The sequence below is a fragment of the Nonomuraea sp. NPDC049750 genome (assembly GCF_040659625.1).
GTDB lineage: Bacteria > Actinomycetota > Actinomycetes > Streptosporangiales > Streptosporangiaceae > Nonomuraea.
Window position 1 is genome coordinate 165,029 of the sequence record NZ_JBFANB010000001.1, and the last position, 21,061, is coordinate 186,089.

General features: G+C 70.1%; 15 protein-coding genes. 8 read left to right on the top strand and 7 right to left on the bottom strand.

What is annotated here, in order from left to right:
• Positions 1 to 72 precede the first annotated feature (72 nt).
• Complete coding sequence (locus AB0J16_RS00760) at positions 73 to 1,272, bottom strand: HAMP domain-containing sensor histidine kinase (protein WP_358532910.1); 1,200 nt, start codon at positions 1,270 to 1,272, stop codon at positions 73 to 75.
• An 88-nt stretch (positions 1,273 to 1,360) separates the two neighbouring features.
• On the opposite strand from AB0J16_RS00760, the gene AB0J16_RS00765 reads away from it, so the two are divergent.
• Positions 1,361 to 2,629, top strand: a complete 1,269-nt coding sequence (locus AB0J16_RS00765) for an MFS transporter (protein WP_358532913.1) — start codon at positions 1,361 to 1,363, stop codon at positions 2,627 to 2,629.
• Here AB0J16_RS00765 and AB0J16_RS00770 read toward each other — a convergent pair.
• Together AB0J16_RS00770 and AB0J16_RS00775 are read right to left on the bottom strand one after the other, a co-directional pair.
• On the bottom strand, positions 2,610 to 4,391 hold the full coding sequence (locus AB0J16_RS00770) for a protein kinase (protein WP_358532916.1): 1,782 nt from the start codon (positions 4,389 to 4,391) through the stop codon (positions 2,610 to 2,612). The genes AB0J16_RS00765 and AB0J16_RS00770 overlap by 20 nt on opposite strands.
• Positions 4,392 to 4,477: 86 nt before the next feature.
• Complete coding sequence (locus AB0J16_RS00775; protein WP_358532919.1) at positions 4,478 to 5,299, bottom strand: SDR family NAD(P)-dependent oxidoreductase; 822 nt, start codon at positions 5,297 to 5,299, stop codon at positions 4,478 to 4,480.
• Positions 5,300 to 5,422: 123 nt separating this feature from the next.
• On the opposite strand from AB0J16_RS00775, the gene AB0J16_RS00780 reads away from it, so the two are divergent.
• Positions 5,423 to 6,022, top strand: coding sequence for a TetR/AcrR family transcriptional regulator (locus AB0J16_RS00780; RefSeq protein ID WP_358532922.1), 600 nt, complete (start codon positions 5,423 to 5,425; stop codon positions 6,020 to 6,022).
• Positions 6,023 to 6,122: 100 nt separating this feature from the next.
• Positions 6,123 to 7,187, top strand: a complete 1,065-nt coding sequence (locus tag AB0J16_RS00785; RefSeq protein WP_358532925.1) for a serine hydrolase domain-containing protein — start codon at positions 6,123 to 6,125, stop codon at positions 7,185 to 7,187.
• A 6-nt stretch (positions 7,188 to 7,193) separates the two neighbouring features.
• Here AB0J16_RS00785 and AB0J16_RS00790 read toward each other — a convergent pair whose 3' ends face one another.
• Positions 7,194 to 9,104: an amino acid transporter gene (locus AB0J16_RS00790; RefSeq protein WP_358532928.1), complete on the bottom strand. Its 1,911-nt coding sequence runs from the start codon at positions 9,102 to 9,104 to the stop codon at positions 7,194 to 7,196.
• Between the two features lie 281 nt (positions 9,105 to 9,385).
• Between AB0J16_RS00790 and AB0J16_RS00795 the strand changes: the two genes are divergently transcribed.
• Positions 9,386 to 13,216, top strand: a complete 3,831-nt coding sequence (locus AB0J16_RS00795; protein WP_358532931.1) for a glycosyl hydrolase — start codon at positions 9,386 to 9,388, stop codon at positions 13,214 to 13,216.
• A 7-nt stretch (positions 13,217 to 13,223) separates the two neighbouring features.
• Here the strand turns inward: AB0J16_RS00795 and AB0J16_RS00800 are convergent, their stop codons facing one another.
• A complete protein-coding gene (locus tag AB0J16_RS00800) occupies positions 13,224 to 14,108 on the bottom strand; it encodes an AraC family transcriptional regulator (RefSeq protein ID WP_358532934.1) in 885 nt (294 codons plus the stop codon).
• 147 nt (positions 14,109 to 14,255) lie between these two features.
• On the opposite strand from AB0J16_RS00800, the gene AB0J16_RS00805 reads away from it, so the two are divergent.
• Complete coding sequence (locus AB0J16_RS00805) at positions 14,256 to 15,575, top strand: hypothetical protein (protein ID WP_358532937.1); 1,320 nt, start codon at positions 14,256 to 14,258, stop codon at positions 15,573 to 15,575.
• A 40-nt stretch (positions 15,576 to 15,615) separates the two neighbouring features.
• Here the strand turns inward: AB0J16_RS00805 and AB0J16_RS00810 are convergent, their stop codons facing one another.
• Positions 15,616 to 16,398 (bottom strand): DeoR/GlpR family DNA-binding transcription regulator, encoded by a 783-nt coding sequence (locus tag AB0J16_RS00810; protein ID WP_358532940.1) that lies wholly within the window; start codon positions 16,396 to 16,398, stop codon positions 15,616 to 15,618.
• A gap of 147 nt (positions 16,399 to 16,545) precedes the next feature.
• Here AB0J16_RS00810 and AB0J16_RS00815 point away from each other — a divergent pair, with 147 nt between their 5' ends.
• The 3 genes from AB0J16_RS00815 (at position 16,546) to AB0J16_RS00825 (ending at position 19,616) form a co-directional block, all read left to right on the top strand.
• Positions 16,546 to 17,484, top strand: a complete 939-nt coding sequence (locus tag AB0J16_RS00815) for a patatin-like phospholipase family protein (RefSeq protein WP_358532943.1) — start codon at positions 16,546 to 16,548, stop codon at positions 17,482 to 17,484.
• A gap of 130 nt (positions 17,485 to 17,614) precedes the next feature.
• Entirely contained in the window at positions 17,615 to 18,694 is a 1,080-nt protein-coding gene (locus AB0J16_RS00820; protein WP_358534797.1) for a serine hydrolase domain-containing protein, read from the top strand.
• Between the two features lie 151 nt (positions 18,695 to 18,845).
• Positions 18,846 to 19,616, top strand: a complete 771-nt coding sequence (locus tag AB0J16_RS00825) for a sulfite exporter TauE/SafE family protein (protein WP_358532946.1) — start codon at positions 18,846 to 18,848, stop codon at positions 19,614 to 19,616.
• Between the two features lie 4 nt (positions 19,617 to 19,620).
• On the opposite strand, the gene AB0J16_RS00830 is transcribed toward AB0J16_RS00825, so the two are convergent.
• Positions 19,621 to 21,045 carry a lanthionine synthetase LanC family protein gene (locus tag AB0J16_RS00830; RefSeq protein WP_358532949.1) on the bottom strand — a complete coding sequence of 475 codons (1,425 nt, stop codon included), beginning with the start codon at positions 21,043 to 21,045 and terminating at the stop codon, positions 19,621 to 19,623.
• Positions 21,046 to 21,061: the final 16 nt, after the last annotated feature.

Genomic DNA, 21,061 nt, shown 5'->3' on the forward strand with positions numbered 1-21,061 from the left:
GGCAGACAGTAGACATAGAGGGCATACAACGCATCGGAAAATGTACGTACGCGCACAGCCCGTTATCTCTGCTCAGGCTCGCAGGGCTGCTCGGCGCTCCAGCCGGGGCAGCCGCATGGTGACGGTGAGACCGCCCTCCGGCCGCGCCTCGGCGGTGACCGTGCCGCCGTGCGCGTCGACGATGGCCCGTACGATCGACAGTCCCAGCCCCGCGCCGCGTGCCGACCGCACCCGGTCGCCCTGCAGCCGGCGGAACGGCTCGAACAGGTCGTCCACCTCGTACGGCGAGACCTGCGGCCCGGTGTTCTCCACCACGACCACCGCCTCGTCACCCTCCTGCCGCAGGCGCAACCACACCTCACCCCCGCGGACGTTGTACTTGATCGCGTTCTCCAGCAGGTTGAACACGCAACGCTCCAGGAACAGCGGGTCGCCCATCGCGAGGGCGGCGCTCAAGTCCTGGTGCAGGGTGACCGGCCGCTTGCGGGGTTGCAGGTCGAGCTGCTCCTCCACGGCCCGGATCACCTGGCGTACGTCGACGCTCTTACGGATGGCGAGCTCCTGCTCCGACTGGGCCAGCAGCAGCAACCCCTCGATCAACCGCTCATAACGCGCGTTGGTCCCCAGCAACGCACGAGCCAGCGCCTTCAGGTCCGGCGAGGCCGCCGGCTCCTCCAGCGACACCTCCAAAATCGTGCGATTGATCGCCAACGGCGTCCGCAACTCATGCGAAGCATTACCGATGAACCGCCGCTGCGCCTCGAACACCCGATGCAACCGATCCAACATCGCATCGAACGTATCGGCCAACCGCTTGACCTCATCCTGCGGACCCCGCAACCCGATCCGCTCATGCAACGTACTCTCCGACAACCGCCGCGCCGTCTCCGTCACCCGATCCAACGGCCGCAACGCCCGATCAGCCATCAGATAGCCGAGCACGAACGCGATGATCCCGATCACGATCATGATCACCACCGAGGACCGCAGCATCTCGTCGAGCACGCCGTCCGCCCGCTGCTGGACGTTCACCTTCTCGAAGACCATGTCGCTCTTGACGGCGCCCTCCTGCACGGGCCCGGCCCGCTCGCCGACGACCCTCATGGCCTTCGCGGGGAACTGCTGCTCCAGGGCCTGCCCCGTGATCAGGTACGTCGACCAGAGCAGCAGCGATCCGGCGACGAAGAACGAGCCGCCGTACAGGAGCGTGAGCCGCATCCGGAGCCCCAGCCGGTTCCATGGGCGCACGGCAGGACCGTCGGGCTCCGTCACGACCAGCACCCCTTCCGCTCTGGGTAGAGGATGACGGACCACGTGTCAGCCCGGGGTAAGCCAGCATGATTTCCGTACGGTCGATTACGTGACCATCAACCGGCAGGCATCCGAACAGGACGGCACACTCCTCAAGAATCGCGACTTCATGCTCTTCTGGACCGGGCAGAGCATCAGCGACCTGGGCGCGGCGGTGACGACGCTGGCGGTCCCCCTCGTGGCCGTCACCATGCTCCGCGCCACCACCTTCGAGGTGGGGGTGCTGACCGCCTGCGCCACGGCCGCCTGGCTGGTCATGACGCTGCCCGCCGGGATGATCGTCGACCGCGTGGCCAAGCGCCCGCTGATGATCGGCTGCGGCGTGGCGCGGGGGGCGGTGGTGGCCTCGATCCCGGTCGCGGCGGCGCTGGGCCATCTGACGATCAGCCACCTGTACGCGATGGCCTTCCTCGTGGGCTCGATCAACGTCGTCTTCGAGATCGCCTGCCAGAGCTACCTGCCGGTCCTGCTGCCGCGGCGGCGGCTCATCGAGGGCAACGGCAAGATCGCCACGACCAACGCGGTGGCCCTCGCCGTCGGCCCCTCCCTGGCGGGCGGCCTGATGACGCTGCTGCACACAGCGGCTCGGGTGATGGTCGTGGACTGCCTCTCGTACGTGATCGGCATCGCGTCCCTGCTGCTGATCCGCACCCCCGAACCACGGCCCGCCGACCGCGAGCCCTGGCGCATGCGCGAGGCGGCGGCCGAGGGGATCACCTTCGTTCTGGGGCACCCGGTGCTGCGGCGCGTCGTGGCGTGCAGCGCGATCTCCAATCTCTGCGACGCCATGATCACCACTCTTGTGGTCGTCTTCGTGCTCGGCGACCTCGGCGCCGATCCCGCCACGCTCGGACTGGTGCTGGGGCTGGGCAGTGCCGGTGGGATCGTGGGCGGCGTGCTCGCCACGTCGTTCGCGAGGTGGGTGGGTCCGGCCAGGGCGTTATGGGCGGGCAAGCTGTGTCTCGGCGGGTTCACGCTGCTCATCCCGCTCGGCGGGCCCGGCTGGGGAGTGCTGGCCGTGGCGGCGGGGCTGTTCGCCTCGCGCCTGTCCACCGTCGCGTACAACGTGCTGCAGATCACCTACCGGCAGTCGATCTGCCCGCCCGAACTGCTCGGCCGGATGAACGCGAGCATCAGATGGCTGATTCGCGGCGCCATGCCGTTCGGCGGCCTGCTGGCGGGCACCCTTGGCGCGTGGCTCGGCGCCCGCACGACCCTGGCGGTCGCGGTGACCTGCTCGTGGCTCGCGGTGCTCTGGCTGGTGTTCTCACCGCTGCGGCGGCAGCGGGACATCGCGCTCACGCCGGATTGGTCCTGATCACCTTCCCCTTGGTGTTGGCCACCAGGTAGCCCGTCCGGTTGTACTTGTCGCTCACATAGACGAGCAGCGACTCGCGGGCACCCACGAACTCGTAGGCGGGGTCCACGACGATGTAGTGGGTGGTGGGCTTGCGGACGCCCAGAGCCTGGTCCGCCTTGCGGAGCAGGGCGGGCAGGGCGTCCCAATTGAACTTGGTCAGGTCTACCGGATCCTCATCCGTGGTGCTGCCTCCGAGCTGCTGAGAGACGGTGCCGTCGCGGTACATGAAGTTTTCGTAGACGCCCTTCTCGCCCTTGACCGGCGCCTGGACGCTCGCGTACTCGGGGTAGATCACCATTCTGATGACCTTGGTGCCGCCTATCGCCGGCTTCAGCTTGGCGATCGCGGCCCGGATCCCGGCCGGGGCCAGCAGGTTGCCCGGGTCGGCGGCGGCCGTCTCGGTGGCCTCGGGCGTGGCCTTGGGCGTGGTCTTGGGCTTCCGCCCGGACTTGGTGGCGGTGCTGGTCGGCTCCCCGGACCCGGTGGAGCGCGGGTCGTCGGCAGCGTCGCCGTTCAGTATCGGGGGCAGGAACGTCCACACCAGCACGCCGACCACCACGACCACGGCGGCGGACACCGCGATCATGGCCGGGTGCGCGCCGCGCTTCGATCGGCGGGTGGCGCCGGTGACCGAGCGCGGGAGCGGCGGGCTGGTGTTCACCTGGGCGTACTGCGGGCCGGTGGGCCGCGAGCCCATGGGCGGCTGCGGGCCCATAGGTGAGTGCGGGCCTAAAGGCGAGTGCGGGTACGGCGAGCCGCCTGTCTGCTGCGGGTACGGCGAGCCGCCGGTCGCCTGTGGGTAGGGCGAGCCGCCCGTCGGCTGTGGGCCCATGGGCGGCTGCGGGAGCGGTGGGCCCGGGGCCCAGGCCGGCGGCGCGAGCGGCATCGACGCGGGGGCCTCGATCACCGAGGCGAGCATGCGGTCCAGCGTCTCGGCGTCGGGCCGGGCGGCCACGTCGCGCGTGAGCACGTAGCCGAGCACGGGACCGAGCGCTCCGGCCCGCTGCGGCGGCGGCACGTCCTGGTTGAGCACCGCGGCCAGCGTCGCCAGCGTGGTGGCCCGGCGCAACGGATGGCGGCCTTCGACAGCGACGTACAGCAGCATCCCCAGCGACCACAGATCCGAGGACGGGTCGCCCTCGTAGCCGTTGATGCGTTCCGGCGCGATGTACTCGGGCGAGCCGATGAACGAGCCGGTCGCGGTCAGGCTGGTGGACTCGCGTACCGCGGCGATGCCGAAGTCGGTCAGCACCGACCGGCCGTCCGGCCGCAGCAGGACGTTGGCGGGCTTGACGTCGCGGTGCTGGATGCCGACGGCGTGCGCGGCCCGCAGCGCGGAGAGGATCTCGCGGCCGAGGCGGGCGGTCTCGTGCGGTGTCATCGGGCCGCGTTCGAGGCGTTCCTGGAGCGATCCACCGGAGACCAACTCCATGACGAGCCACGGATAGCCGCTGTCGCCGTGGTCCACGATGTGGTGGATGGTCACGACGTGCGGGTGGTTGAGCCGGGCCAGGGCGCGGGCCTCACGGAGCACCCTGGCCCGCAGCTCGCGGGCGGCCTCGGGGTCGCGCTCGTCCATGTCCGGGTCGGGCGGGCGGACCTCCTTGAGGGCGACCTCCCGGTGCAGGGCCACGTCCCAGGCCCGCCACACCAGGCCCATGCCGCCGCCGCCGAGCCGTTCCACCAGCTCGAACCGGTCGTCGATCACCCGTCTGCGCATGCAGAGCAGCGTACGCTGTCGGCCTGGCCCAGGATGGGCCGTCTCATATACGGATTTTCGGCCATTTATCGCTGCTCATCGGCCGTTCAGCCCGGCGCCTTGCGGCTGAGGTGCTCCCAGGCGCGGTACACCTCCGTACGAGCCTGGTCCATCTGCTGCACGAGGTCGAAGGAGTGGCCACCGACGATCAGCCGCAGCGGCGGCTCCGGAAGATCGACCAGCTCCATGATGACGGGCGCCGCCGTGCTCGGAGCGGGTCCGGCGTCCTCGCCCCACATTTCGGCCAGCTTCGTCCGAAGGGGCTCGTACTCGGGAAGGTGCTCAGTCACCGTGGTGCCGACCGTGAACAGTCCGGTGTCGTACCCGCCCGGCTGAACGATCGTGACCTTGATCCCGAACGGCTCGACCTCCATCGCCAGCGCCTGGCTGACCGAGTCGAGGGCCGACTTGCCCGCCGCGTACAGGCCGACCGAGGCGAATCCCCCGCCGGAGCCCATCGAGGTGACCTGCAGGATGTGCCCGGAGCCCTGCTTGCGCAGGTGGGGGACCACGGCCTGGGCCACCCAGATCGCGCCGAAGAAGTTGACGTCGAAGTGCGCCCTGATCTGCTCCTCGGTGGCCTCCTCCAGCATGCCGAACAGGAACCCGCCGGCGTTGTTGACCACGACGTCGAGGCGCCCGAAGGCCGCCGCCGCCCGGTCCACGCCGTCCCGCACCGCCGCGCGGTCGGAGACGTCCATCACCAGGCGTAGGAGGCGGCCCGGATGCTCCTCGGCCAGCTCCGCGAGCGGATCGACGTTGCGCGCCGCCGCCACGACCCGGTCTCCGGCAGCCAGCGCCGCCTCCGCGAACGCTCGGCCCAGGCCCCGGGACGCCCCGGTGATGAACCACACTCGGGTGCTCGTCACAGGCCCCACCTCCTCGACTTCAAGACGAGACGGTTCGTCTCGCTGCGACGCACAGCTTGCCCGATCTCATCCATTCCGTCAAGACGGAACGTCTCGTCTCGCCTTACTGCTATCCTCACCCGCATGTCCAACGCCAAGCAGCCGGACCCCGGCCGCCGCAACGAACGGTCGCGCCAGGCGATCCTCGACGCGGCGCGCGAGCTCGTCACCGAGGTGGGGTACGCGAAGGTCACGATCGAGGCCATCGCCGCGCGGGCGGGGGTGGGCAAGCAGACGATCTACCGGTGGTGGCCGGGCAAGGGCGCGGTGATCTTCGACTCCTTCCTGACGCTCAGCGAGGGAGCCGAGGGCTTGGCGCTGCCCGACACGGGCGACATCGAGGCCGACCTGAAGATGGTCATGCGGGCGACCGTCGCCGAGTTCGCCGATCCGGCCTTCGAGGCGCCGATCAGGGCGCTCAACACGGAGATCATCCACGATCCGAAGCTCGCCGCCCAATACCGCGAGAAGCTGGCCGGCCCCGTCGACGAGGCCAAGAAGGAGCGGCTGCGCAGTGCGCAGCGGGCGGGCCAGTTCGCCGTGGACGCCGACCTCGACCTGGCGCTCGAACTGCTCTACGCCCCTCTCTACCAGCGCTGGCTGCACCGTTCCGGGCCGCTCACACCCGAGTACGCCGACGCCCTGGTGGAGCTGACACTCAAGGCGTTCCGCCCCCTGGAGTAGTGCGGGCCCTACCCACAAGTAGCCCGGCAACCTGACTGATCTTGAAGGCCACAGACCCAAGGATTAGGACATCACCCCAGATAAAGAGGAGATGTCCAAAATGCGGAAGTACCTCGCAGCAGCCGCGGCCGCCGTCGTGCTCCTGAGCGCCGCCTCTCCGGCCATGGCCGCCGTCGCCACCACTGAAGGCGTCCAGCAGCAGGTCGACCGGCTGACCAAACAGGATGGCCTGACCGGCGCGGTGGTCTCGGTGCGCGACGCGAACGGCCGCACCACCACGTGGACCTCCGGCACGGCCCAGCGTGGCACCGGCAAGCCGATGGTCGGCGCCGACGGACGGTTCCGCGTGGCCAGCGTGACCAAACCGGTCATCGCGGTGACCGTGCTGTGCCTGGCGGCCGAGGGCAAGGTGGACCTGGACGAGCGGGTCGAGCACTACCTGCCCGGCTCACTCGACGGCCGGCCGATCACCGTCCGCCAACTCCTGCTGCACACCAGCGGCCTGCCCGAGTACTTCGACCTGGTCGACTGGACCAAGCCCGCGATCCCCGCCGACCACCTCGCGCTGGCGATGACCCGCGAACCCGTGGGCGAGCCCGGCGAGCGCTGGTTTTACTCCAACACCAACTTCCTGGTCGCGGGCATGCTCATCGAGAAGGTGACGGGCAAGGACTTCCGCCGGGTCACCGAGGACACCGTGCTGCGCGGCCTGCCCGGTACGTACTGGCCCAAGAACGGCGAGCTGGACATCCGTGGCGAGCACGCACACAACTACGGCGTGAACCCGATGGACCCGAAGGGCGGCGAGACGGACATCACCCAGCTGCCCGGCTACGGCTTCGGGGCGGGCGGCGGGCTGGTCTCCACGCCGGCGGACCTGAACCGGTTCTGGCAGGCCATCCCCCAGCGGACCCTGCGGACCATGCTCACCGGCACGGTCCCCGCCACCGACCCGGCGGGCAGCCGCTACGGCCTGGGGCTGTACGCCTACCCGCTGAGCTGCGGCCTCGCCCTCATGCACGACGGCGGTCTGCCGGGCGTGCGGGTGCTCAGCGGGCGGAACCGGGCGGGCCGGGCGGCGACCGTGTACGTCACGGGCACCCCGAAGGACGACCGGCACCTCTTCGCCGCCTTCGACGCCGCCCTCTGCTCCCCGGTGAAGTAAAGCGGTTCAGCCCACGTGGACGTGCGGTCTGCGTACCGGGTCGGACTCCGCCTTGCGGAGGACCTCGCGGGTGAGGGGCGGCACGTCGCCGCCGCCGAAGACCAGGTAACGCAGCATCGCCACGACCGGGTTGCCCTCGGTCCAGTGGAAGTAGATGTGGGGTACGCCGCCGGTCCGGTCCCGCAGGTACAGCAGGAGCGCGGCCAGCGCGTTCGGCACCGCCGAGCTCTCGATCTTCAGGACCTTGTGGCCGTACCGCTCCTCGCCCTGGACGTACAGCTCGGTCTCGAACTCCGAGGCGTCCGGCACCGTCACCTCGACGAACAGGACCGGCTCGTTGCTGCGCAGCCGGTGGGTGATCCACGTCTCGCGCAGCTTGTCGTTGTACTCGGCCTGGTCGCGCTGCTGCGGCTCGTTCGCGATCACATGGATGTCGCCGCACGCCTCGTTGACGAACTCCTCGGCCAGCGAGTCCAGGTGCACGTCGATGACACGCAGCTCCGTGGAGCGCGTCGCCCGCGAGATCACCGACAGGCTGACGATGGCGGCGATGAAGAATGAGGCGATCTTCACACCGTCCGGCCGCTCGAAGACGTTGTCGATCAGCGTGTACGCCAGCACCGCCGAGATCACGCCGAACCCGGCCGTCGCCGCGTGCTGGCGTTTCTTCCTGGCCGACAGCGTCACGGCGACCGCCGCCGACAGCATGAGCACCAGCACACCGGTGGCGTAGGCGCCGCCCTGGGCGTCGACGTCGGCGTCGAAGATGATCGTGATGGCGAACGCGATGGCGGAGAAGACCAGCACGAGGGGCCGCACGGCCCCGGTCCACTCCGGCGCCATGCCGTACCGGGGCAGGTAACGCGGCACCAGGTTGATCAGGCCCGCCATCGCCGACGCCCCGGCGAACCAGAGGATCGCGATCGTGCTGATGTCATAAACCGTGCCGAACCAGTTGCCCAGATAACCGTGGGCCAGGTAGGCCAGCGCGCGCCCGTTGGCCTTGCCGCCCTCCGCGAACTCCTCGTGCGGGATGAGCACGGTGGTCACGAAGCTGGAGAAGATCAGGAAAACGCTCATGATCAATGCCGCGGTGGTGAGCATCCGCCTGGTGCCGGCGATCCGCTCCTCGATGCCGCCCTTGATCACCGGCATCACCGCCACGCCGGTCTCGAACCCGGACATTCCCAGCGCGAGCTTGGGCATCACCAGCAGCGACAGCCCGATCATCGCCAGCGGGCTGCTGTAACTCACGCTCAGCGCGCTCTCCCAGTCCCACACCAGCCGTGGCGCCTGGAGTACGTGCACGATCCCGGTCGCCACCACCACCGCGTTCAGTCCCAGATAGACGAAGACGAGCGGGACGGCGATGGCGATCGCCTCGGTGAACCCCATCAGGAACACCCCGCCGAGCAGGGCCAGCAGCACCAGCGTGACGATCACCCGCTGCCCGGCCAGGAAGTCGGGCATGAACGGGTTCTCCAGCAGGTGCGCGGTGGCGTCGGCGGCCGACAGCGTCATCGTGATCACGAAGTCGGTCGCGGCGAACCCGAGCAGGGCCAGCACGAAGAACTTGCCCCACCACTGCGGGGCGAGCCTCTCCAGCATCGCAATCGAGCCCTGCCCGTACGGGCTCTCGGCGGCCACCCGCCGATAGACCGGCAACGCGCCCAGCAACGTCAGGGCCACCAGGAACAGCGTGGCCAGCGGCGACAGCAGTCCGGCCGCCAGCACGGCGATGCCCGGCTGGTAACCGAGCGTGGAGAAGTAGTCGACACCCGTCAGGCACATCACCCGCCACCACGAGTGCTTCACGTGCGGGCCGTGCTCGATCTGCTTGCGGTCGGTCTGCAGCCCTTCGAGCAGCCACGACCGCAGCGTTCCCTCAGTAGCGACCGGCCGTTTCGCCAGCACCATCCCGGTCACCCTCCATCAATATCGTGCACTACGACACTAGTGACGGCAGATGAGTGTTTCGCCTGGTGAGGGCGTCAAGAAAACGTATATATCGCGCCAGACCGGCCACGAGGCCGGATGCGAAGACGACCGGCTATCTAACACGATCGATCACATCCACTTTGAGCTGGGCTCCACTGGACTGAGGATGATCCGGAAGGCTCCTTTGTAACACTGGACAACGTGAGAATCACATGCGAATGTTAGGCCGCTTCAGCAGCCGCGTACCCCTTGGAGCTGGCATGACCCTGCCCGTCGCGCTCGCCGACATCCTGCGTGACCCGCCCCGGGCGTACTCGCCCGCGGCCATCTGGTGGTGGAGCGGCGAGCGGTTGAGACGCGATCGGCTGCGCTGGCAGCTGGAGCGGTTCGCCGAGGGCGGCGTGTGGAACCTCGTGATACTCAACCTGGCGCCGTCGGGGCCGATGTTCGGCTCCGACGCCGACGATCCGCCGTTCTTCTCCGAGGAGTGGTGGGCCCTGCTGGAGCAGGTGTGCGACGATGCCGAGGAGCTGGGGATCTCCCTGTGGTTCTACGACCAGCTCGGCTTCTCGGGCGCCGACCTCCAGGCCCGGCTGGTCGACGAGGAGCCCCGCTTCGCCGGCCGCTGGCTGGCCCCCGACGGCTCGGTGACCACCCGCGGCTTCGACTACCTGTCCGCGGACGCGTGCGCGGCGCTGATCGACCGGGTGCACGGCGAGTTCGAGCGCCGGCTGGGGCACCGGCTGGGCGGGGTCATCGCCGGCTCCTTCCAGGACGAGCTGCCCGCGGTCCCGACCTGGTCGGGCACCTTCGCCGTGGAGTTCGAGAAGCGCCGGGGCTACGACCTCACCCCGCACCTGCCGCTGCTGTGGGCGGACGGCACGGGGGCGGGCGAGATCCGCCGCGACTACCAGCGCACCCGCGCCGAGCTGGCGGAGGAGGCGTTCTTCCGGCCGCTCGCCGAGTGGCACGCCCGCCACGGCCTGCTGAGCGGCTGTGACCAGCAGGATCCCGCCCGTGCCGGTCATCCGGTGGAGGGCGTGCAGCTGTACGCCGACTACGCGCGCACGCACCGCTGGTTCAGCGCGCCGGGCTCGGACCATCATGGTGACGCGCGAGTGCACTCCTCGCTGGCCCACCTGTACGACCGGCCGCGCACCTGGATCGAGGCGTTCCACTCCAGCGGGTGGGGCGGCACGCTGGAGGAGACCTTCGACTGGCTGCTGCCCTGGCTGCGGGCCGGAGCCACCCTGTACAACCCGCACGCCGTCTACTACACGACCAAGGCGGGATGGTGGGAGTGGGCGCCGCCCGCCACGGACTGGCGGCAGCCGTACTGGCGGCACCACCACGTCTTCGCCGACGCCGTCACGCGGTTGTGCGCGGCGCTCTCGCTGGGCCGGCACGCCTGTGACCTGGCGGTCCTCATGCCTACTGCGACAGTGCAGGCGGACACGCGGCTCGACGGGGTGGGGGCGGAAGCCGCGCGGGCGCAGGAGGTGTACCGCGAGATCGTTGGGGAGATGGCCTGGTTCCGGATGCTTCCTGGCGTTCTGGACCGGCTTGGGCTGGACGCCGATGTGATCGACGACGACTCGGTCCAGCGGGCCACCATCCGGCCCGGCCGGACCGGCGCGGCCGGGGACGGTGCGGGGGCGAGCGCCGCGAGTGGGGGCGGCGCCGTTGGGGACAGTGCGGCCCGGACGCGGCTGGAGGTCGCGGGCGAGTCCTATGCCGGGATCGTGCTGCCCGCCTGCACGACGCTCGACCCTGCCACGGAAGAGGCGCTCGTGGCGTTCGCCGATCGGGGTGGGCTGGTCGTCGCCGTGGGTGTGCGCCCGGAGGGGCCGCTGCGCTCGCGGGTCCGCTTCGCCGCGACGACGGCCGAGCTCGGTCCCCTGCTGTCGCCGCTGCGCCGGGTCGAGGCGCCGGTTCCCCCGCTGGTACGGGAGTTCGACGGCGCCACCATCGTCTACCTCCAGGCCACCTTCCCCATGGCGAGCCACGTGTCGGTCGAACGGCCGGGCGACCGCGGCATCGACCAGGGCTGGGACTCGGCCACCATCGACTTCGACCCCGGCCGATACGCCGCCGAGATGCCGGTGAGAGTGCGTGGCGTCTCCGGGACGCCGCTGCTGGTGGACCCGTTCGGCGGCGGGGTGCGCGCGCTGCCGTACACAGTGGAGGGCGAGCACACCGAGGTCGTCGTGCCGTTCGACGCCGGGCCCGCCGCACTGCTCGTCTTCACGGGCGAGCGGGACCAGCAGAATGAGCAGGGCCAGCAGGACGAGCCGGGCCAGCAGCGCAAGCGGGGCGTGCAGGTGGCGGGAATCGAACCCGCCTCCCCCACGGGGGAGCTCGATCTCGGCACCGGCTGGGAGATGGAGCTCGTACCCACCCTGGACGACGCCTGGGGCGACCTCGGCCACTCCGGGCCGGTCCTGCACCGCTGGGAGGTCGAGCACCGCGTGGACGGCCTGAAATGGCGGCCCGCGTACGCGACGTTCGGCTCGCACGGCAGTCTGCGGACGGACGGCGAGGAGTGGCGGCCCGCGGTGTACTCGACCTCGCGCGGCATCAGGAAGGACCCCATCCACCGCCTCGACCTCGGGCCCAAGGGGCACGTGCCGGAGGAATTCCTGGACTTCGGGCAGGTGGCCATGGGGCGGAGTGCCCGGTTCAGGGCCGAGCTGACCGTGCCGGAGCACGGGTTCCTCGCCGTCGGCGCCGCCGCCGCCAAGGCGGTGCGGATCGACGGCCATGACATCGACCTGGACGACAGGGGCTACCTGGCGTTGGCCCGCCGGCCTCTCTCGCCCGGCAACCATCTGCTGGAGGTCCGGCTGGTGCCCGAGGACGACGGGTGGCTGCGCGCGCACGTCGCCGTCGTGACCGACCCCGAGCACTACGTACGCCCGGAATGGATCACCGGTCCGACGGGCCCGACCGAGCTGACCGCCGCGTTCACGCCGAAGGGTACGGTCCTCCAGGTGGCCTCGATGACGGCCTGCCAGGTGCTGGTCAACGGGGTGGAGATGGGCCGGCAGGGCGGCTTCGACCCGTACGCCGACCACCGCAAGCCCCGGGTCCGCCGCTACGACCTGGCCGGGGTGCTGCGGCCCGGCGCGAACGAGGTGACCGTCCGGGTCGGTGACGGCGCCGAGCCGGTCCTGGTCGACGGCTGCGTCACCTCCGGGCCCGGCTGGTGGGCGGTGCACGACGGCGAACGGGTCGCGGCCGAGATCCACCGGACGCAGTACCGCGACCCCGCCGCCCTGCACCTGCCGCGCCGCCCGCACCCCCTCCCCGACACCTCCTGGCTGTCAGGCGACCGAAACGAACCGGGCGACCCCACGTCACCGACCACGTCCTCGACCGTGCCGCCAGCCACGGCCTCGACCGGTAGCCCTGCCGCGTCCTCGGCCGGGCTACCGGCCGTGTCCTCAGTCGTGCTGCCGGTCGTGCTGCCGACCGTTCTGGCCGAGCCGGGCACGGCGGGGCGGGTCGAATGGCTGCGCTTCCAGGTCCCGCCGGGCGCCACCGCCCTCCGGGTGCCCTTGCGCGGCGCGGCCGAGCTGCTGATCGACGGTCAGCCGGCGGCGGAGGGCACCGGCCCCCTGGCGGTGTCCCTCAACGGCCAGGCCGGACCGCGCGAGGCCCTGCTGCGCGTCGTGACCGAGGCCGGGCACACCGGCGGCGCCATCCTCACCGGCCCGATCGAGATCGAGACCGGGCCTGGCCCGATCGAGCTGGGCAACTGGGAGCGTTCGGGCCTGCCGGAGTACAGCGGCGGCGTCCGCTACCGCCGCACCGTCCATCTCGACGAGCGCCCGGACACCGCTCTCCTGGACCTCGGCCGGGTGCGCGGCACCGCGGAGGTGCGGGTCAACGGCGGGTCGTGTGGGGTCAGGGTGTGCTCGCCGTACCGGTTCGACGTCGGCCCGGCGCTACGGGAGGGTGAGAACACGGTCGAGGTCGAGGTGTACGGCACGCTCGCGCCGCACCTGGACGCGGTCAGTCCCACGCATTTCATCTTCCCCGGGCAGCGGGTGAGCGGCCTGCACGGCCCGGCCCGGCTGCTGCTCGGCTAAGACGGGTCTAGGTGCGGAATCGGTTGCGGTAGGTGGTCGCGCTGAGTCCGAAGTACGCCTTGAAGCGGCGCGCGAAGTGGCTCTGGTCCGGCCAGCCCACCGCCCGGGCGATCGACGTCACCGGCTCCTCGGTACGCAGCAGCATGTCGGCCGCGGTCTCGACGCGCAGCCGGCCCAGGTAGGCCATCGGCGGCAGTCCGGTGGCCGACTTGAACAGCCGCACCAGGTAGGCGGGGCTGAGCGCGACGGCCCCGGCCAGCTCGTTCAGCGTCCAGTCGTGGGCGAGGTCCCCCTCCACCATGCCCACCACGCGCATGACCGTCGGATGCGTCGCCGCGCCGACGGCCGCCGCCTCGTCTTGGCCGGTGTCGACGGTGCGGGAGAGGTGTCCGAGGAACAGCGAGAGCCAGCCGATGACGTCGGCCCGGTGCCGCTGGATGCTGCGGTCGCGCAGCCCGTCGAGCGCCTCCAGGTAGCCGAGGCACCTACGCAGATCAAGATCCGCCAAATGGGTGGTCAGCAGGCCGCGCCGCTGTAACGAGTGCGGACCGGTCCAGAGCAGGTAGCCCAGCCGGGGGTCCTCGCGCGTCCACGACAGCTCGTTGCGGAGCAGGTCGGTGCCGATGCAGCAGTTGTACAGGACGAGCCGCGCGCAGTCCTCGTACCCGTGCCAGACGCCTGGACGCAGCAGGACGACATCCCCGGCCTGCAGTTCCTGGCGTCCCGCGGAGGAAAGGTGTACGGCCGTGCCGGCGACCACGACGGCGATCTCCACGAAGCTGTGCGCGTGCACGGGCTCCTCGCCGTCGTGCGTGTAGCGCCGCGCGTAGGCGGGAGAGCCGTCGGCGATGAAGAGCAGACCTCGGGACAACTTCAGGGGGGTGGCCGTCACAGCCGCCACCCTAGCCGTCGCATTGATGTCAATTTCATCCGACTAAGACGTGTTTAGTGCTATCTGAGGGCCTGCTCCGGATTCCATGATTTCTGCTGTCCCCTTCTCGAAATATGGGGACATGTGCCGGTAAGAGAGGACACCCCCTTGTCCAGACTCGTGGCCATCCTTCTGCTACTCATCGTCCCCCTCGCCGTCGCCACTCCGGCGCACGCCGACCCCGTCGACGACTCCGCCTACGGAACCCCGCTCGTCGCCGTCTCCGGAGCCGGTGTCATCTGGCACCCGACGACCGGCCTGAGCACGCTCAAGGCGCAGCCGGGCCTCACCGAGGTCGAGTTCGCCGACGTCATGACCAGCGCCAACCACCCCATGCGTACCTGCGACAGCACCGAGGCCGCGGGACTACCGATCAAGCCGGCCGCCACGGTCAGCTGGTGCTGGGACAGCAGTGACGCGAGCACCGAGACGTGGATCCCACAGAGCCTCACCACCTCCGGCGACGCCGACGACGACGGCACCTGGGGCGCGTACAAGGCCATCCTCGGCGGCTGGAACTACTGCAACTCCGGCGAATGCGGCGTGAACCCCCGCAACAACGACGCCAGGGTCGCCTTCATCGACTACACCAACCCGTCGGCGCCGGAGTACCGCTGGGTCTACCTGGTCGCGCCGACGGACGGCACCACCAACGCGAACGCCACCAGCTACGCCAACAACGACTTCGGCCCCGCCAAGGCGCACATGGGCGGCATGGTCTGGTACGGCGACAAGCTGTACGTCAGCGCGACGGGCGCCAACTCCACCGGTATCAGGGTGTTCAGCATGTCGGAGATCCTGCAGGTGAACGACGCGAGCTCGGCGATCGGCAAGACGAGCAGCGGGTACGCCGCGTACGGCTACCAGTACGTCATGCCGGAGGTCGGCTTCTACAGCTACGCCAGCGGCACCTGCACCATGAGCAGCGACACGGGCGTACCGTGCTTCGCCTCCATCTCCCTGGACCGCAGCACCAGCCCCGACTCCCTGACCGCCGTGGAGTACTTCAGCAATCCCGCCCTGCACGGCAGGGTCTACCGGTACAACCTCGGCGGCGCGAACTTCCTGCTCAGCGCCAACGCCAGCGGCTACACCCCGGCGGCCCAGGCGTACCGCACCCAGGTCGGCAACATGCAGGGGGTGCTGTCCTGGAACGGCACCTGGTATGTGGCGCACAGCTGGCAGGACGAGGCAGGCGAGCTATGGGCACTGAACACCTCCACCGGCAGATCCCACACCTGCGCCAACCCCTACAGCTCGGCTTACGAGTGCTGGGGGATGCATCCGGAGTCCCTCACCTACGACTACGCCACCGGCCTGGTCTGGTCGCTGACCGAATGGACGAAGAACCAGTGCGCCACTGAGACAGCCACCCCACTGAGCTGCGGCCGAGCCATCTTCGCCGTCCCCCGCACCGCGCTTCCGTAGCCGCTACCCCTCGCCGCCCTCCCCTGATTACTCGACCTGGTTACTCGACCTGGGCGACGTCGACGCGGTGGTGGCGGTCGCGGAGCCGTTGCACGGCCTCGGGCGGCGCGTGCGAATCGACCACGATGACGTCGAAGGCGTCGAGAGGAGCGACCCGGTGCAAGGCCACGCGGTCGAGCTTCGTGTGGTCGACCGCCAGGACGCACCGCGTGCCCGCGGCCAGCATGGCCCGCTTCACCAGCACGATCTCCTGCTCCTGGTGGAAGGCGTGCCGGTCGGAGATGGCGGAGGTGGAGACGACCACCGTGTCGGTGTTCATCGCCTCGACCGCGTCGACGCAGGCCACGCCCAGGAAGGAGTCGTGCGTCGGGTAGTACTCGCCGCCGAGCGCCATGAGCCGGATGCCCGGCATGGGGGCGAGGAGCCTGATCGCCTCCAGGAAATTGGTCACCACGGTCAGGGGAGCCACCTCGTCGAGATGGCGCGCGACGGCCAGCGCGGTCGTGGAGTCGTCGATGATGACCGAGCTCCCCGGCTCGATCAGCCCCACCACATGCCGGGCGATCGCCTCCTTCTCCGCCGTCTGGGCGGTCTTGCGGTAGGCGATGTTGCTTTCGAAGATGCTGGAGGCCTGGGCACTCGCGCCACCGCGATACTTGCGCACCATGCCCTGGCTCTCCAGCTGATCCAGGTCACGGTGGACGGTCATCACGCTCACGCCGAACGTCTCGGCGAGCTCCGTCATCGAAGCCGAGCCATGCCGCAGGACATGCTCCGCCATGGCCTGGCGCCTGGTGGCCCCACTGGCCGCGCGTGACTTCACCTACGGCACTCCCCATGCATCGGTGAGACCTCCACGAATCCTTCTAATCTCTCACACCACCGGCACCGCGAGGAGCGACGAGCCGACTTGACATAAACCTTGGTTGAGGTCCGAAGCTGGTCCCATACCAATCCACAGGGGGAAATCATGAACAGAACTTCGCGGGCACTGGTCCTCGGGCCCGGAGGCGTCCCCGGCACGGCCTGGATGGCCGGCCTGGCCGCCGGGCTACGGCACCGCGGAGTGGACCTCGCGGACGCCGACCTGATCGTCGGCACCTCAGCCGGGGCGATCGTCGGCGCCATGCTGGCGACCGGTCAGGACCTCGACCGGCTCGCCACACGTACTGGTCCCGACCCCGACCTCCGACAGGAGCGGGACGGGCGCTCGACCGCCTCGCAGACAGGCCCGCAGACGGACGCGCGGGCAGACTCGCAGACGCACCCGCGAACGGACCCGGCGCGGATGGCCGAGGTCTTCACTGTGCTCGGCGACCCCACCCTGGAACCCCAGGAGGCCCTGCGCCGGGTCGGCCGCATCGCTCTCGAAGCTCCCACCATGCTTGAGGCGGAACGCATCGCCCTGATGGAGTCCCTGATCACCGCGCGCCAATGGCCCGACCGGCGACTGCTCATCACCGCGGTCAACGCGGAAACCGGCGAGCCGGAAGTCTGGGACCGCGACAGCGGCGCGCCGCTGGTAGCCGCGGTGGCGGCCAGCTCCGCCATGCCGGGCGCCTACCCGCCCATCACGATCAACGGCCACCGGTACATCGACGGCGCCCTGGCCGGCGGCACGAACGCCGCCCTGGCCACCGGCGCCCGCGTGGTGCTGCTCGTCGAGCCGCTGGCGCACCTGTTCCCCCGCGAGCCGCTCGACGGGCTCGGTGCGGACACGACCGTGGCGGTCAGCCCCGATGCCCCCTCTCTGAAGGCGTTCGGCTCCGACATGTCAGACATGGCATCCTGGCAACCGGCCTTCCACGCCGGGGTCGCGCAGGCCGCGCAGGAGGCCGAACGGCTGCTCGTGGACTGGCCCGCCACCACACTGTCTGCGGAAACGGTGAGGAAACAGCCGCTGGCCTAGAAAGTCCTCGAACGTCGGCACGCTGGGAGCGTCTTGGCCTTGCCGGATGCTCCCCGCGCGCTCCCGCGAGGAGAGGACCATTGTTGTGAATCGTGCGACCGCAGCTCGTACTGCCGGTCTGACCTGCGTGATGTTGACCCTGAGCATCGCCACGCCCGCCACGGCCGCCGACCGACCGCGGACCGGGTATGTACAGGAGGCGTTGAACGCCCTCGCGAAGACCACCGGAGTGGTCGGTGCCATCGGCGAGGTGTACGTCGACGGCAAGCGCGTCGGCCAGGGCTCGGCCGGCTCCCGCCTCCTCGACGGCAAGGGCGGCAAGATCCCCGCCGGTGCCCGCTACCGCGTCGGTTCCCAGACCAAGCAGATGACGGCCACCGTGCTGCTGCAACTGGTCAAGGAGGGCAAGCTCGGCCTGGATGACAAACTCAGCGATGTCCTGCCGCAAGTGGCTCAGCAGGACCTGGTTGAGCGGGCCGATGAGATCACCGTACGACAGCTGATCCGGCACACCTCCGGCATCCCCGACTTCTTCGCATCCGAGCTGTTCGACGACTTCGACTTCACGACCTACCACCCTCCGGTCGAGCTGGTGAAGGCCACCCGCGGCCTGCCCCGGACGGGGGCGCCGGGGGAGAAGTTCTCCTACTCCAACACTAACTACATGCTCCTCGGCATGATCATCGAGAAGGTGACCGGCCACCCCCTGTCCGCCGAACTCACCCGGCGCGTCTTCGCCCCTGTCGAGATGAACCACACCTACCTGCCCACCAAGCCGCCCGCCGCTATCAAGGGCCCGCACGGGCATGGCTACTACCCCGACCCCGAAGGCAAGCTGCGCGACGTGGACCGGCTCAACGCGAGTTACGGGTACGCGGCCGGCGGAGTGATCTCTACCGCACGTGACGTCAGCGCCTTCCAGCGCGCGTTCGTCCAGGGCAAGCTGCTGCCGGCGTCGTTGCAGAAGGTGATCACCGACCCGCCGGAGGGCGCGCCTCCCCAGCCTTCCCCCGGTGCCCGCCTGTGCGGGGGCGAGCCCGCGCTGCAGGCGATCGGGGGCAGCGGGTCCGGCTTCGTGGCCATGACCTTCACCTCACCTGATGGCCGCCTGCAGCTCGCCGTGTCCGCCACGTTGAGCGTGAGCAACAGGGACTTCTCCCCAGCCGCCATCGACCAGGTGGCCAAGGCGGTCTTCTGCCCTGGGAAGTAGGCGCCTGAGCATGGAGAGGAAGTGACGCCTGCACCCTTCGGTGAGTGGCGAAGCATTCGCCGCATAAGGTCGCCAGCATGGCAATCTTGTCCGGCTCTGGCTCTGGCTCTGGCTCTGACTCTGGCGGCGATGCGACGCTAGGTCGCACAGCGTGACGCCGGGAGAGATGCTCGCGGTGTTCGTGGCCGGGGTCTGCGCCGGCACCATCAACACCGTGGTCGGCTCCGGGACACTGATCACCTTTCCCGTTCTGCTGGCCACGGGCCTGCCGCCGGTCACCGCCACGGTCTCCAACGCGCTCGGCATGATCGCCGGCTCCATCAGCGGAGCCATCGGCTACCGGGCCGAACTCACCGGTCAGGGCCGTCGCATCCTGAAACTCAGTGTGGGTGCCATGCTGGGCGGGCTCGCGGGCGCCACGCTCCTGCTGACGCTGCCCGCCACGGCGTTCGAGACGATCGTGCCGGCTCTGGTCGGCCTCGCCCTCGTCCTGGTAGCGTTCCAGCCCTTGATCAGCAGGTACGTACGAAACCGCCGCGAACAGAACGGTAACCCCGGCATCCGGGACGGCGGCCCGCTGCTGTACATCGGCCTCACACTGGCCAGCGTCTACGGCGGCTACTTCGCCGCCGCCCAGGGCATCATCTACGTGTCCCTGATGGGCATGCTCCTGGACGAGACCCTGCAGCGCCTCAATGCCATCAAGACCGTTCTGGTCGCCGTCGTGAATGCCGTCGCCGTGCTCTTCTTCCTCTTCGTCGCGGACTTCGACTGGACGGCCGTCGTACTCATCGCGCTCGGGTCCGCTCTCGGCGGCCAGATCGGCGCCCACATGGGCCGCCGCTTCAGCCCCGCGGTGCTACGGACCCTGATCGTGGCGATCGGTACCGTCACCATCGCCCGCCTGCTGCTGTGGCCGTGATCGGTCACCGGTCCCACCGAACCGGCAACAGCGCGGACGGGACCTGCGGCACGGCCAGCCGCAGGTAGAAGTAGCCGATCCCGGCAAGACCGAGCATCAGGTTCGGGGTCTCCGCGGTATGAGTCCCGCACGGCCAGCTCACGCCGGCGCGCGCGTACCGCTCCAGACCGTGATCGGCGACGAGCCGCGGGATGTCCATGCCGACGGCGCCGGCGCCGAGCCGTGGAATGACCGTGCCGACGGCGCCGACGCCGAGCCGTGGAATGACCGTGCCGGCGGCGCCGAGGACCTCGCGGGCCTCCTCGAAGGGCTCCGCGTTGCCGGCGAGCCCGTGGCAGAGCGAGAAGTCGGCCCCGCCGCCGTTCGCCAGCGGGCGTGTCACCCGCTCCGTGGTGGCGAGCGCCGTCATCGCGTCATGCCGCCACCGCGCCTCGCCGAGCACCTCGTACGCGTACAGCCGGGACAGCGCGATGCCCGGCGCGCCATGGCACCACAGCGTCACGAAGGTGCGGGCGCGGCGGTCGGCCGTATTCTCCCGGAAGTCCGGCCAGTTGCCCTCCCCGACGTCCAGCCAGCGGTCCTCGTACCGCATCGCGTTGCGGGCGCCCGTCGCGAACATCTCCTCGCCGGTCAGCCGGAACACCTCCAGGAAGGCCACGGCGACACCCGCCGCCCCGTGCGAGAGGCCGGTGAGATCGTGCTGGTTACGCAGGCCGGGCGAGCGCCAGGACCAGCCGGTACGGGACTTCCTGGCGGATCTCCCCAGCCATAGGGCCGCCGTGACCGCCGCCTCGGCCATCCGCTCGTCGCCGGTGTACCGGTATCCCAGGGCGAATGCCGGAACGGCCCCGGCCACCCCGGACATGAGGTCGTACTCCTGGTCCCCGCCGTCCGCCACCCCGGACATGAGGTCGCGCTCCTGTCCCCCGCCCTCTGCCGCGTCGGACATGAGGTCGCGCTCCTGTCCTTCGCCCTCCGCCACCTCACTGAGCTGCTGGGCGAGGTCGTGGAGCAGGTCGCTTCCAGCGTCGACGAGCTCCGCGGAGTCGAGCAGCCGGCCGGTGCGGAGCGCGGTCGCCGCCATTCCGGCCCAGCCGCTGTAGAAGCCCAGACGGGCGGCAGGGCTGACGTCCTCGCGCCGGGAGATCGCGTGCCGCATCGCCGCCAGCGCCGTCCGGCGGAACTCGTCCTGGCCGGTGGTCGTGGCCAGCTGGGCGAGGAACAACGCGACGCCGCTGCTGCCCACGTACAGATTGGGGCCCAGCGCCCGATACGTCACCGCACCGACTCGGTCCCGCAGGTCCACCGGCTCGGCCCCGACCCAGTTGCAGCGGTCCCCCGACCAGACGGCCTCCTTCACCAGCCGCTCGCCGATCGCCACCGCGACCGCCAACTGCTCGGCAGCGGGCCCGCCAAACGGCGCGGTCATGGCGCGGTCTTGGGGG

What these genes read in the sequence shown, in the direction of transcription:
- AB0J16_RS00790 (WP_358532928.1), bottom strand. Translation starts at nt 9,104, where the DNA reads ATGGTGCTGGCGAAACGGCCGGTCGCTACTGAGGGAACGCTGCGGTCG.
- AB0J16_RS00815 (WP_358532943.1), top strand. Translation starts at nt 16,546, where the DNA reads ATGAACAGAACTTCGCGGGCACTGGTCCTCGGGCCCGGAGGCGTCCCC.
- AB0J16_RS00820 (WP_358534797.1), top strand. Translation starts at nt 17,615, where the DNA reads ATGTTGACCCTGAGCATCGCCACGCCCGCCACGGCCGCCGACCGACCG.
- AB0J16_RS00785 (WP_358532925.1), top strand. Translation starts at nt 6,123, where the DNA reads ATGCGGAAGTACCTCGCAGCAGCCGCGGCCGCCGTCGTGCTCCTGAGC.
- AB0J16_RS00795 (WP_358532931.1), top strand. Translation starts at nt 9,386, where the DNA reads ATGACCCTGCCCGTCGCGCTCGCCGACATCCTGCGTGACCCGCCCCGG.
- AB0J16_RS00780 (WP_358532922.1), top strand. Translation starts at nt 5,423, where the DNA reads ATGTCCAACGCCAAGCAGCCGGACCCCGGCCGCCGCAACGAACGGTCG.
- AB0J16_RS00770 (WP_358532916.1), bottom strand. Translation starts at nt 4,391, where the DNA reads ATGCGCAGACGGGTGATCGACGACCGGTTCGAGCTGGTGGAACGGCTC.
- AB0J16_RS00830 (WP_358532949.1), bottom strand. Translation starts at nt 21,045, where the DNA reads ATGACCGCGCCGTTTGGCGGGCCCGCTGCCGAGCAGTTGGCGGTCGCG.